This window comes from Psychrobacter sp. 5A.1 (assembly GCF_030407455.1).
Classification (GTDB): Bacteria; Pseudomonadota; Gammaproteobacteria; order Pseudomonadales; family Moraxellaceae; genus Psychrobacter.
This window is the reverse complement of sequence record NZ_JASDDJ010000035.1, coordinates 1-14,035: the sequence shown is the minus strand read 5'-3', so window position 1 is coordinate 14,035 and position 14,035 is coordinate 1. Positions and strand designations below refer to the sequence as shown.

Here is a 14,035-nt window from a genome sequence, read left to right as displayed (position 1 = left end):
TGTCATCTACTTATAATAATCATCATTTTTTTTAAGCCACCAGTTCATATTGTCTTGGCGCTTGGCACGGAATGCTTCTAGCTTATGAGCAACGGTCGTATTGTGCTGGCGTGCAGTGTCTAGCGCAAACAGAATCGGCACTGAAGACAACACGCCAAAACGTATCTTTGATTTTGGTAAGTCCAGACCATCGCCAATATCGTCACCGACCAAGGTGCGGGTAACACTGGCGTTGACCAGTTCAACGAAACGTCCACGACGGTTATCTTCGCCCATCAGCTGGCGCGGTAGATCATGCAATGCTTTTGCCAAGGGCTGACCCATCTTAAAGCCTAGTTGCTGAATGGATAGATACGTATAGAGCCATTCCCAACTCGCGGCCTCATCTTTTGGCAAGCGATCTAAGTCAACACCCATCCAATAACTGGCAAGATTCCAGAGATGCAAAATCCCTTCCGCTTCCTCGGTGCTAATACGTGCGCCTAGCAATCGTAGGCCGCGCATGATCAGTAAAGAGAACTGCAAATGGGTGGCAATCATATCGGTCTGGTTGATGGGCACACCCCAATAGTCGGTATTCCAACTACCGTCAGGATTACGGTGCTGGTCGACATGTGGTATTACGCTTGTGGCCGCATTGCCTTTACCTTTGAGTAGGTTTTGCCGCACTAGGGTGTGAATTTGGCGTACCTTGATAGACTGTCGCCAGCCCTCAGAGCCAATGGCCAGTACTTGATCGATAGGTTTATTGTGATTGCGTGTACTCATATCCGATGAGGGGTGTTCGGACACGGCCAAGATATAGGCATAAGTACGCATCAGACGCGGTAGTGCATCATGCATCAGTGCGCCCGTCTGAATGAGAGGTAGCGAGAGGGCAGGAATACTATAGCCTGCCATCAATGCAACATTACGCAGTAGCCAAATGAGCATCAATGGATAGCGCCGATAAGCAACCGCGCCTATCTGGGCAAGCTTGGGATCGAACCAACCAGGATGGCTGCGAAATTGCTCAGTGAGTGCGCTAAATGATGGGTTAGTCGCAAGGTCACTGTTTGGGCTATCACTGAGAATAGTATGCTGTAAAGGCTTCGAAAAACGTATATGTTCAGCAGCTAAGGCGTCGGCGAGTGGGTCGCCAATATCATAACCTGCCACGATTTCATCTAGTAAGGCAGGTGAGATAGCAAAGTCTTTTGGTAATAAATAACGTTTGATTCGTCTTAAAACCTGCAACTCGCTATGGTCATTGGTAGCAGTAGTACGTCCATGACGCTGATAAGACGTCGATGATTGAGCATTCGATGATTGAAAGTCAGGTCTGTCAGTTGGAGTACTTGCCATATTGATGATGTTCTTATCCATAGTTATCAAATGCCATTTTTAGATTGAGGCCACGCCCTAGAACATAACACTCGCATCATGACAGCTATTTATCACAATGACTCATAAAACCTATTTGATTGGTTCAATGCATCCAATTGCTGCCGCGTCGCTTGGATACGACGTTTGGTACTACGAATGTCATCAGACAATGATAACAGTCTTGCGCGTGCTTCTTTTTCATTAGCAAAGTCTAGCATTGCACCATTTTCCAGCTTATCGAATTCTGCTTGATAAGTATCTAAGAGCCGTGTTTCTTTGTCTAACTGACTGTCTAAAGCGTAATAATCTAAGCCTTTTTGATTGGCTGTTTGCAATGTATGAGCCATAGCGATGGGGCAAACGGTGTTTAACGGACGGCCACGTCTGCCGATATTATAAGCGTTGTTGACGGTACAATATTGTTGCAAGCCAAGCTTGCGACCGCGCTCCCATGCCTGATAATCAGGCGCGATGCTGGCTTTGGCACAGGCTTTTGTGTGGGATACTAAGCGATCTGAATGGTAGCCTGCCACGCCATCATTGTAGCCTATGGCCTGCCAATCACCGATGCGGCACTCTTGCTTTGAAAGCGTTGCACAGCCTGCCAATAGATAGCTACTACCAAAGATAGATAACCCTACTATCAATGGTCGTACAACGTGGTGTATAGATCGGTGCATTATTATCTCCGATGGCTATGATTACTAGGGCGTGTCATCATTTAGATTGTGGGGCTTAATATGAGAAAAATTGCAGCCAAACAAGGAAAGACTCGCCGTAAATATGAACATATTGACAAGATTTCTGACGATGTTTGACAAATTTTAGCCATTTTAAGACCACTAAAGGTATCAATGTGCTAATTGATGGCACATCCTAGTTCACTAACTGTAGATATCTCGATAACGTACATATAAATAAGAGAGAGCAACTTATAAGTGGTGTTGCGATTAAGCAGTACCATTATATAAGTTGCTCTGTATCTCATTAATGTGGACGAGTCAAATCGACCGATGTGCTGCTAGTATTGTCTTTCAAGCTTACTTTTAGCATGATATAACCGGCGATACCAGAGACGATAGAACCCATAATAATACCCAAACGCTCATCAAACAGGGTCGTGTCACCAGCGAAAGCCAATCCGCCAATGAACAAGCTCATGGTAAAACCAACCCCGCACAATAGCGCTGCGCCATATATTTGCTTGTAATCCATACCTTTTGGCATGGTCGAGATGCCAAGTTTAAAGATTAACCAGCACATAATCATGACGCCCAACTGCTTACCGATAAACAAACCAGCAGCGATACCAAGCGGTACTGAGTGAAATAGCTCAGCAACGCCAGCGCCTTCGAGCGATATACCCGAGTTGGCAAAAGCGAATATCGGCAAAATACCAAAGGCAACCGTGTTATGTAGATCGTGCTCTAGCTCTTCAAGTGGAGAATGCTCAGGATCAGTACGGTCAAACATAGGAATAAATAGTGCCAGTACGACACCTGCCAATGTTGCATGAATACCAGACTTGAGAACGGCTATCCACATAATGATACCAATGAGCAGATAGGGCGTGATACTGGTAACGTTGCGACGATTGAGTAGATACAAGAACGGCAAGCACAGCCCTGCCACCGCTAACGACTCTAATGACAGATCACTGGTATAAAATAACGCGATAATCAAAATAGCGCCAATATCATCAAAGATAGCAATGGAGACCAAAAAGACCTTCAATGAATTGGGCACACGGTTGCCTAGCAGACTCAAAATACCAAGTGCAAAGGCAATATCCGTTGCGGCAGGGATCGCCCAGCCTTTCCAAAATTCAGGCTCACTGTAGTTAAAGAGCAAATAGACAATCGCTGGCATAATCATGCCGCCCAATGCTGCACCCGCTGGCAGTATGATCTGCTTGACGTTAGACAGCTCTCCGATCAGCACTTCACGTTTGAGCTCAAGTCCAACTAAGAAAAAGAAAACAGCCATCAGACCATCGTTTATCCAGTGGTGAGCGTCTTTGGCAATCGCAAACTCACCAATTTGAATGGCAACTGGTGCATGGATAAAACCTTCATACCAAACATGAAGAGGGGAGTTGGCAATGATCATTGCAGCAATGGCAGCCAATGCTAAGACGATGCCGCCTGCTGCCTCAAATTCAAAAAATGCCTTAATCCTTCGTATTGCCATATCATCCTCATTCGCTAAATACAATTTACTAAATAACTTCAAATATCTATAAATGTCTATGCCAACTTTTATATTGATGTAGCAAATAGACAGAAACAGTTTCTCACACTCTTATCCATATAGACAACAAAATACGTTGAGCCAACGCCAACCGCTCACTTTTTTATATTCATCATAGCCATATTATAAAGAGGATTTGACGAGCAAAGTAGTTGTAAGTCGTTATATATTTTTAATATAGGGCGTGTTTGGTATGCGACGATTTATATTGAACCGACTATCACACACCCTAGATAAATTTAGCAGACTTTTTTGCGTTTTTGGCTTTTTTTGCGTTTTTATCTTTATAATGAGCAGCGCTGTGCGACGTATTTTTCTCTTATCCCAACATTTTGCAGGTCAGTGCTATGGACTTAACCTTCTCCTTAGAGATTATTTTAATGCTTACTGCGGTGGCCGCATTGGCAGGGTTTATTGATGCTATCGCGGGCGGTGGTGGCTTGTTGACCATACCAGCCATGCTACTGGCCAATATCCCACCAGTATTAACGCTCGGAACCAACAAACTCCAAGCGGCTTCAGGTGCGCTAGCGGCGTCTATTACTATGATCCGAAAAGGGGTCGTTAAACCGCAACGTATCAAAGTGGCTATTATCACCGCTTTTATTGGTTCAGTCATTGGAACCATCGCTGTACAGATGTCACCACCTGATTTGCTCGAAAAAATGATTCCGTTTTTGATCGCGGCTATCGGTATTTATACCTTGTTTGCTCCTAAATTGGGTGAAGTAGAAGCGGCACCGCGCATCTCAGAGAACAGATGGCAAAAAATCGTGGCACCTTTGATTGGTTTTTATGATGGCTATATCGGTCCAGGTACTGGTATGTTTTTTGCGCTTGGCAATGTGGCTTTGCGTGGCCGTCAAATTATCGAAGCGACAGGCGCGGCAAAAGTATTGAATTTATCGACCAATATTGGCTCGTTGATATTCTTTATTTTGGGTGGTAACGTACTGTGGAAGGTAGGGCTAGCGATGATGGTTGGACAAACCATCGGTGCTTATTTTGGCTCGCATATGGTGGTTAAAGGCGGTAGCAAATTGATTCGTCCAGTAATTGTACTGGTCTGTCTAGCGATGTTGACCAAATATGTGTTTGGCTAATTAGTTGTTGATAGAACCGTATCGATCATTATTATTTACTGATTATTAATCATAAAAAAACCTCAGCCAATTTGACTGAGGTTTTTTATTTTATTTACTTCTATCTAGCAAGCGTGGTTAGCGGCGACGATCGACATCATCATACTCACTACCCATGATGCCATCACTAAAGACTTCAGAGAATTCACGCTCATTGTCTTCATCGATATGACCATCAAATACGTCTTTTGCACCAGCGTTAGGATCGTTGTAAATAGCCAGATCCATTTTGCCTTCTGATTTTGCCACAATAGCGGTGACTGCAGCATCACCGCCCACGTTGACAGCGGTACGTAACATATCAAGAATACGGTCAACACCCAAGACCAGACCAATACCTTCGATTGGTAGACCAACTTGAGCAAATACCATAGACAGCATGATCAGACCAACACCAGGCACACCAGCCGTACCAACAGAGGCAAGTACTGACATCAAGATAACGGTTAGGTATTCGGTCACACCCAGATCAATACCATAAATATTGGCAATGAAGATGGTCGCTGTACCCTGCATGATGGCCGTACCATCCATGTTGATGGTGGCACCAAAAGGAACGGTGAACGATGCAACTGAGTTATTCACACCCATACGCTTGGTAACAGTACGCAAGGTAATAGGAATCGTCGCGTTCGAGCTTGAGGTACTAAACGCAAAAATCTGTACTTCGCGCATTTTTGCCAAAAAGGTTTTGACAGATAAGCCTGAAGAAACCTTAAGTACAATCATCATCGTGATAAAGAAATGGAAGGCCAATGAACCAACCAACACGGCGACATAACCAAGCAGTGACCAAATCAAGTCTAAACCCAGCTCAGCCATTGCTTTGGTCAATAGCGCAAATACACCATATGGTGCAAGGTTCATGATGATCGTTACCATCTTTAAGATGACTTCGTTGATCAGTTCTAGGCTCTGTACTAAGCCCTTGGCAGGTTTACCCACCATCAAGATACTGACACCGATCAAGATAGCAAAGAAGATAATCGATAACATATCACCGTTTGCCATCGCACTGATGGGGTTAGAGGGAACGATGTTAGAAAAAACATCAAGTAATGGTGGCGCTGAAGAGGCTTCAAAAGCGGCTTCAGTTTCGATATTCATGCCTTTACCGATACCGAATAGCGAACCAAGACCAATCGCCGTCGCAATAGCGAGTGCGGTGGTTATCATATAAATAACGAACGTTTTGGTACCAATACGTCCAAGTAGGCGAATATCACCGATACCGCACACACCGCAAATCAGTGAGATAAGCACCAAAGGTACGACCAACATTTTTAGCGAGTTAACAAATAGCTTACCGATAATGGCGAGGAAACCATTGGTAATGTAAGTATTAACAAAGCTACCTTCGCCGTTTAATCCTGAGGAGTTTAGAAATAGACCCAGCATAATACCGAGCACCATGGCAACAATGATCTTGCCTGTCAGTCCCATATTTTTCCACATAATTTATATCCTTGTGTGCATAACAGCTTTATAGTAAGGGATCGTCAGCCAATATAATTGTGCTCGTCAGCCTTACCATAAAGCTTGTTATGACTATTAAATTCCTGTAATTATCGCTCGATGTCACATTTTCGTGGACAATATAAAAGAATAACTAAGGGCACTGCAAGATTTTTTTTATCATTTTGTTCCGAATGTATAATCGATATGATAATTATGTGCCCATAAAACAGCTCATATTTATTCTAAACGGTTTGTTTCCCATATGAAACAAAATATTTATGAAAGTGTTTTTAGGGTAAGTGGCGATGCTAAATCTTCGAGATTAAACCATTGATATTAAGGCTATATGTTTGATTGATATTGGTTTTTTGATAGGCCTAAAAAAGCCAGACTGCCCCCTAGGAAGTGTCTGGCGTATAAAGATTCGGGTCTTGCGTCATTATGAATCGTCATATTTATGATGTTTCATAATGACGAAAAATAGGGGGACTAATTTTTATCACTTTTTTCTGGCGACAAATCTGATTGCTGCGCCAACGGTTCGATTTGCCGCTCATCTGTGTCAGTATCGACTTCGTCAGGTGCTGCGATAGGGTGATGGTGGTTGTTACCCATCCGCTCATTTAAATGTGACTCAGCATCACGATGTCGATGATCGAGTGCCTCTACTTTAGGTTCGGATTCCTTAAAGTCTGTCTGCAAATTTACTTCTTTGGCAGTGTCTTGCTCCGCCACCATTTCGACATCACCATCGCTTTCATATCCATGATTGGGATTGGCATCGCCAGTTTGGTCATTGGTGGGCGCAGCATCGTCTAATGGATCCGTGCCAAGGTCATCGGTATCAACAGCGATCCCATTTCTATTTTTAGCTTGTCTTTTTAGCTGAGCATAGTCGGTCAATTGGTGAACGGCATTTTCAAGCGTATGTGGATTGGCACGCTCTTGGGTGTGCGACAGATGTTTGTCAAACACATCGGTCAATAACGAGTCAAAGCGTATGGCATTATATTGGATGAGTACTTCAGCCTCTTCTTCAGTGATACCGCCATTTTGGCTGGCATGCACGACATGATCTTCAAAGGTAAGTCCTTCAAAGCTGTCTTGGTGCTCAGCCTTCTTAAACGTCTGCCATAACGGTTCGATGCTGGTCAAGGTCTGATAAGCATGCTCCATACGGCCGGTTACGTCGTCTGCATCGGTATTATAGTAGACCATGGTTTTGAGGTAATCACGGAATGGGTTGGCGGCAAAATCATCCATGAAAGTATCACCCAATTTGCGTTTGAGTTCGTCGCTTGCTGGCGTAAAGATACGACCACTTGGGAAAGTCACAAAGCTGACCACATTGGCTGCCATCCGATGGGGGAAGTTGGCAAAAAAAGAAACAAAGGCTTCTTGAATCGTATATAAGCTGTTTTGTAGCGCAACTTCGGCATGCAAACGTTCAGATTCTGACTTGCTGCCATGTTCATAAAACTGCAAAATAGCGGTCGTAATAAATAAGTGACTATGAATATCAGCCAAGCGACCAGACAGCATCTCTTTACGTTTTAGATCCCCTGCCAGCAATCCCAATGCCATATCGGCCGTTAAGGAAAAGCTCGCACTTAAACGGTTGATGTGTTTGTAGTAGGGACGAGTAAAGGCATCTGCGAAGCTTGGGGCTTTATTACTACCACCAATATATCCAGCGACAAATGCTTTTGCTCCGCGGTTAAAGGTATAGCCTAAATGTTTGAAGAAAAGGGTGTCAAATTGTTCCGTCGCAGCTGTCTTATCTTCGCTTTGTAGCAATTGAAGCTCATCGAATAGGTAAGGATGGCAGCGCATTGCACCTTGACCAAAGATCATGAGTGAGCGCGTCAAAATATTGGCGCCTTCGACAGTGATAGAGACAGGAATTGCTTGATAAGGTGTCGCTAAGAAGTTACGTGGACCCATCTGTACAGCACGTCCACCAACTACATCCATACCATCATTGATCACACTACGCATGGTTTCAGTCGCGTAGTATTTTGCCATGGCGGTCATCACTGATGGCGTACCACCTTGATTCAATCCACAAGTGACCAAATGTCGGAACGCTTCTAACATATAAGTGTTACTCGCCATACGGCTAGTAGCATCCTGTACACCTTCAAATTTACCTACGGATATCTTGAACTGTTCGCGAACTTTTGCAAAGGCACCGACAGACAGATACGTCATCTCACTGGCGGAGGTCGACAAGGCGGGTAGAGAGATACCGCGCCCAACACCCAAGCATTCCATCAGCATACGCCAGCCACGACCAGCATTCTCGACGCCACCAATGATGTAGTCCAATGGGATAAAGACGTCTTTACCATCGACCGTACCATTCATAAATGGTGAGCCGATTGGGTTGTGACGTGGGCCTGTCTCGACACCCTCATGGCTGGCTGGAACGAGGGCACAAGTGATGCCATAATCGGTTTTTTCAGGATTGCCTAGTAGACCTTCTGGATCATGCATTTTAAATGCCAAACCAACCACAGTGGCGATAGGGGCCAACGTAATCCAGCGCTTTGAGAAATTCATGCGTAGGCCCAGTACCTGCTCGCCTTCATGCATACCGTAGCAAACCACACCTGTATCAGGAATCGCGCCTGCATCAGAACCCGCTTCAGGCCCAGTCAAACCAAAGCAAGGCACTTCATCACCTTTCGCAAGACCTGGCAACCAGCGTTGTTTTTGTTCGTCCGTACCATAGTGCATCAACAGCTCACCAGGGCCGAGCGAGTTGGGCACCATACAGGTCACAGCGGCAGTCGGCGAGCGCGAAGCAATCTTGCTCATCACACGGCTTTGCGCATAAGAGCTAAAGGCTAAGCCACCAAATTCTTTTGGAATGATTAAACCTAAGAAACCATTACTTTTGATAAATTGCCATGCTTCGGGTGACAGATCTTTGTCTCGGTGTTGAATGTGCCATTCATCGAGCATGGCACATAACATTTCTACTTCGTTATCAATGAAGCTTTGCTCTTCTTCTGACAGTTGTGGGTAAGGATAATTGGCAAAGGTTTCCCAATTCGGTGCACCCATGAACAGCTCTTTTTCCCACCAGCTCGTACCAGCATCGAGGGCTTCACGCTCCGTATCACTCATACTCGGCATTGCACCGCCTAGCGCTTTATAAACAGGTTTGGTAATCAGTGCCTGCCGCATTGGTGCTATGAGTAAGACTAAGCACAGCAATGCTATCGGTACGCCCAATATAAGAGACCACGGACTGATAAAAGCAGTGACGATCACCGTGACCACAGCGGTGATACTGCCAGTGACCCGTGATAAAGACAACAAAAAGATGGCCAAGACCATGGCTAATTGAATAATGACTGCCAAAATAAACAAGCCAATTGCCATGACTGTCTCCTATAAAATGCGGAATAAATACTGTGGAAAGTATGTGAGTGAAAAAGCTGACTATAATTATTTTTCGTTTTATCAAACACGCCCTAATTTCTAAATGGTCAGTTTTACGCGCTTTAAATGCGAGCGATGACAGCCTATCAAATAAATGACAAAGTTGGCTACTAATATGAAACAGCTGTTGATAACTATCAATAGCCAAAATGCTACGCTGTGTCGACGATATGTATCAAGTATTCTTACTGACAGGCTTGCCAAGTGGTTTGGGTTGAGAATACAGCCAGGCAGCTAGTATCAAAAGCTAGTTAAAAGGCGCTAAGCCGCTTTCGGCATAAGACAAAGTATCGTTGCGTCCAACGATGATATGATCAATCAGAGAGATGTCTAATAAGTCACAGGCCTTTTTTAGCTCATAGGTGAGTAAGTTATCTGCTGTCGATGGCTTGGAGTCTGTATGAGGATGGTTGTGCGCGATGATTAACTGGCTAGCTGCATGACTCAACGCATGGCGTAGTACGTGCTTCATGCAGACGGAGCACGATGAGATGCCGCCCGTAAATAGTATCTCAAAGTTTAACAGGTTGAGTGCATTGTCCAGACAAAGAACGGCAAAAACTTCACGATGCTCACCGCGCAACTGTGTACTGATATAGTCTTTGACCGCTTGTGAGCGTCCGAGTGCTTGGCCAGTTTTGAGTTGGCTGTCCAAATAGCGCGTACCCATCTCGAGCGAAGCCAATATTTGCGAATATTTTGCAGGGCCGATACCGTGACAGGCAAGGACGATTTCTTGTGGTGCGGCCAATAGCTCTGCCAGACTACCAAACTGATCAATCAAATGCCGCGCCAGCTCAATCGCTGATTGAGACTTGGTGCCTGTCCGCAAAAATATGGCCAGTATTTCAGCATCAGACAAATGGGCTGCGCCAAACTTCAATAATTTTTCTCGTGGCCTATCATCCTCATGCCAGTCTTTAATCGCCATTGTCACTCCTTGAAAATGGATTGCTGCCAGATATATTTGGTAAATATAGAAATTCTTACCCAACTTATCTCATAATTGTTACTATAAGCGCAATTTTATCTTTCCACTTTTTTATTGATGCCACGCTTATGTCCAATATTGTGCTTGCTATTACTGGCGGTATCGCCGCTTATAAATCTGCTATATTTGCCCGCTTATTGATTAAAGCAGGCTTTAATGTGCGCGTCATTATGACGACAGGTGCACAAGCTTTTATCACACCGCTGACCCTACAAGCGTTGACAGGTAACGAAGTACATGTCTCATTGCTCGATGAGCAAGCAGAGGCAGGCATGGGGCATATCGAGCTGGCTAAATGGGCCGACTTGATCGTTATTGCACCGGCTTCGGCCAATACACTCGCGCGTCTGGCCATGGGTATGGCTGATGATCTATTGGCCACAGTATGCCTTGCCACCACAGCGCCTGTCATTATCGCTCCAGCCATGAATCAGCAGATGTGGGCGCATCCAGCCGTCAACCTAAACGTGCAAACCTTGCGCGATATGAATTATCAGATTATCCAGCCAGCTAGCGGTGAGCAAGCATGCGGTGATGTAGGGGCAGGGCGATTGCCTGAGCCTGAGCAATTGTTGGATGAGGTTTTACTGTTTATAGCGATGAATACGACGCCGCAATTGCTGGCAGGCAAAAGAGTGGTCATTACCGCAGGTCCAACCGTAGAAGCGATCGACCCTGTACGTTATTTGTCGAATCATTCTTCAGGAAAAATGGGCTTTGCTTTGGCGCGCGCCTGTGTAGCGGCTGGTGCAGACGTTATCCTGATCGCTGGTGGTAAAGTGGCATTGCCCACGCCGCTCAATGTCACACGAATCGATGTACTGTCTGCTGAAGATATGCTGATAGCGGCGCAGCAATGTGTGGATGGCACGCATAGCGAGCTGCAATGGGTCCTTGAAGATGAGCATGACCATTCTCATGAGCATCATCATGGCGACTGTGGTTGCGATGATGAAAGCGTGAGCGTGAGCGACCACGACCATCACCACAATCATGACTCGCTACATTCTCATGATGAAAACCAAGTCATAACAGCAGATATATTTATCGCGACCGCAGCCGTGGCAGATTATCGTACGGAAGAAGCCGCACCGCAAAAAATTAAAAAAACGCAAGATGCCATGACGCTTAGTCTGGTGAAAAACCCTGATATTCTAGCGACGATTTCTCTTGCGCATCCAGCATTGTTTGTTGTTGGCTTTGCAGCAGAGACGCAAGATGTCGAGCGCTATGCCCGTGGTAAATTGGTCGCAAAAGATTTGGATATGATTGCCTGTAATGATGTCTCACGCGCAGATATCGGTTTTGCCAGTGATGACAATGCGATGCAGGTGTTTTTCTCTGAACGCTACGAGCGTGACGCGGTAACGCTTGAGAAGACCAGTAAAGATAAAATTGCTGAGCAACTGGCTAGCATTATTGGTCAAGCAATTGGTCAACGTAAAGATAGTTAGAGCTACAGGCTCAAAGCGTGTAGATAGCATGTGGATATAGACGTTGAGCCTAAAATGGTGTGACCGATATGATGAATATAGCTGGTAACGATAGCACTCAGATGCTAGTGCTGACGATTATTTTTGCGCTTGCCTCACTGCTACATGGTATTAGCGGACTTGGGGCAACGCTAGTGACGACCACTGCGCTTGCTAGTATGTACCCATTGCAACACGCCATTGTGTTGGTAATTTTCCCCTCGCTAGTCGTTAATGTGATGACCTGGCTAGTAGGCGGTGAACGCACCATTTGGCAAAACTTTATCTACTACGGCAGACGCTATTGGTTGCTTGCGCTTACTAGCCTATTGGGTAGCATTTTAGGTGCGAAGCTATTGCTATGGGTCGATAGCGCTTATATTCTTTTATTGTTGGCCGCGGTCATTGCTTTCTACGTTGTGAGTAGTTTACTTGGCAAACAAATCCGTCTACCAAACACCAAGCCTATGTTGATTGCCGTTGGCTTTGGTGCAGGCGTCATCGGCGGCTCGACCAATGCGATGTCGACCATACTGATGATGTATTTATTGTCTGCTAGTGACGATAAGAACACTATCGCCAAAGTCGGTAACATGTGCTATTTTTTAGGAAAGATTGCTCAAATTATCGTGTTGCGTGAGCCTATCATGGCACTGAGCAGTGGTGAGTGGCAACTGATTACTTTTTTGAGTGTGCTATCTATAGTGACTCTTTTGGTTGGAATCCGTTTGCGTCGTTATTTACCGCAAGCGCGTTTTCGTCAGCTTATTTTATTGATTTTAATCGTGCTTGGAATACGCGTTGGCTGGCAAGGTATTACCGCATTGTTATAGCTAAAGTATATAAGCCTTTTCAGCGATATTTTATTAGACAAATTCTTCAAAAAATATCTGCTGTGCCAAACGAAAGGTATTACAATGCGCTTCAACCACATCTTCGATATCTTCTGAGTAGCCGCCACCCATCACGATAGCGACAGGGATATTGGCGGCTTTTGCTTGCTGCAGGACATATTCATCACGCGCCTTGCACCCTGCTTGTGTCAAACCAAGTTTGCCGAGCTTATCGGTAGCGAGCACGTCGACAGCAGACTGATAAAAAATCATATCTGGCGCAACTTCAGCGATTAAACGTGGCAGTGTATCTTCTAATATCTGTAAATACTCAGCATCACCGGTATCGTTGTCTAGCTCAATATCTAAGTCTGATACTTGCTTACGAAACGGATAGTTCTTTGCACCGTGCATGCTAAAGACAAAAACGCGTGGCTCATCTGCCATGATACTGGCGTTGCCATTACCTTGATGAACATCTAAATCTATAACTAAAATTTTCTTTGCCTGTCCACGACTTAACAATAAATTGCTAGCGATACAGACATCATTAAATACGCAAAACCCTTCTCCATGACCAGCAAAGGAATGATGAGTACCGCCTGCGACGTTCATGGCCACGCCATATTGCTGAGCATATAGCGCGCACTCATACGTTGCATGAGCAATATAACGACCGCGCTCAACCAACTGCGGGGTCATCTCAAATCCGATAGCACGTGCAGCCTTGCGCGGCAGTGTTTGGGTTTTAAGCTGATACCAGTACTCTGCGGTATGCGTGGTCAAAATCTCATCTTCGCTCAAGCGAGCAGGGGCAAAGAAGTTATCTTGGCTGATCGTTCCTTCTGCGAGCAAACGCTCAGGAATCATAATGTACTTTTGCATGGGGAAGCGGTGCTTTTCTGGCACGGAATAGCGAAAGACGTCAGAGTAGGCAATTTTTAGCATAAGATTTCTAGCTTAGTATTGATGGTTTTTTGGATAGAAAAAGAAGCAAGTATTAGGGCGTGTCCTCAATTCAAACGAGTGTCCTCTAAATGGGCTAAAAACAGCTAAATTTTGCCAAACATCGTC

Annotated in this window: 10 protein-coding genes; 3 read left to right on the top strand and 7 right to left on the bottom strand. The window is 45.0% G+C overall.

Annotated elements, in window-relative coordinates; genetic code table 11:
• Window positions 1-6 precede the first annotated feature (6 nt).
• From QL982_RS09050 to nhaA, 3 genes are all read right to left on the bottom strand, one after another.
• On the bottom strand, window positions 7-1,344 hold the full coding sequence (locus tag QL982_RS09050) for an oxygenase MpaB family protein (RefSeq protein WP_290190275.1): 1,338 nt from the start codon (window positions 1,342-1,344) through the stop codon (window positions 7-9).
• Window positions 1,345-1,436: 92 nt separating this feature from the next.
• A complete protein-coding gene (locus QL982_RS09045) occupies window positions 1,437-2,045 on the bottom strand; it encodes a DUF2799 domain-containing protein (RefSeq protein ID WP_290163736.1) in 609 nt (202 codons plus the stop codon).
• A gap of 307 nt (window positions 2,046-2,352) precedes the next feature.
• Window positions 2,353-3,555: a Na+/H+ antiporter NhaA gene (nhaA, locus tag QL982_RS09040; RefSeq protein ID WP_290163739.1), complete on the bottom strand. Its 1,203-nt coding sequence runs from the start codon at window positions 3,553-3,555 to the stop codon at window positions 2,353-2,355.
• Window positions 3,556-3,962: 407 nt separating this feature from the next.
• Here nhaA and QL982_RS09035 point away from each other — a divergent pair, with 407 nt between their 5' ends.
• Window positions 3,963-4,718, top strand: coding sequence for a TSUP family transporter (locus QL982_RS09035; protein ID WP_290163741.1), 756 nt, complete (start codon window positions 3,963-3,965; stop codon window positions 4,716-4,718).
• A gap of 117 nt (window positions 4,719-4,835) precedes the next feature.
• Here the strand turns inward: QL982_RS09035 and QL982_RS09030 are convergent, their stop codons facing one another.
• From QL982_RS09030 to radC, 3 genes are all read right to left on the bottom strand, one after another.
• Complete coding sequence (locus tag QL982_RS09030; protein WP_290163743.1) at window positions 4,836-6,212, bottom strand: dicarboxylate/amino acid:cation symporter; 1,377 nt, start codon at window positions 6,210-6,212, stop codon at window positions 4,836-4,838.
• A 492-nt stretch (window positions 6,213-6,704) separates the two neighbouring features.
• Window positions 6,705-9,605, bottom strand: coding sequence for an acyl-CoA dehydrogenase (locus tag QL982_RS09025; RefSeq protein ID WP_290163745.1), 2,901 nt, complete (start codon window positions 9,603-9,605; stop codon window positions 6,705-6,707).
• 307 nt (window positions 9,606-9,912) lie between these two features.
• Window positions 9,913-10,596, bottom strand: coding sequence for a DNA repair protein RadC (radC, locus tag QL982_RS09020; protein ID WP_290163746.1), 684 nt, complete (start codon window positions 10,594-10,596; stop codon window positions 9,913-9,915).
• A 128-nt stretch (window positions 10,597-10,724) separates the two neighbouring features.
• Between radC and coaBC the strand changes: the two genes are divergently transcribed.
• The gene (coaBC, locus tag QL982_RS09015; RefSeq protein ID WP_290163748.1) at window positions 10,725-12,110 is read left to right on the top strand and encodes a bifunctional phosphopantothenoylcysteine decarboxylase/phosphopantothenate--cysteine ligase CoaBC; all 1,386 of its coding nucleotides are present in this window, start codon (window positions 10,725-10,727) and stop codon (window positions 12,108-12,110) included.
• 68 nt (window positions 12,111-12,178) lie between these two features.
• Window positions 12,179-12,961: a sulfite exporter TauE/SafE family protein gene (locus QL982_RS09010; RefSeq protein WP_101206033.1), complete on the top strand. Its 783-nt coding sequence runs from the start codon at window positions 12,179-12,181 to the stop codon at window positions 12,959-12,961.
• 33 nt (window positions 12,962-12,994) lie between these two features.
• Here QL982_RS09010 and QL982_RS09005 read toward each other — a convergent pair whose 3' ends face one another.
• Window positions 12,995-13,909 carry a histone deacetylase gene (locus tag QL982_RS09005; RefSeq protein WP_290163751.1) on the bottom strand — a complete coding sequence of 305 codons (915 nt, stop codon included), beginning with the start codon at window positions 13,907-13,909 and terminating at the stop codon, window positions 12,995-12,997.
• Window positions 13,910-14,035 lie beyond the last annotated feature (126 nt).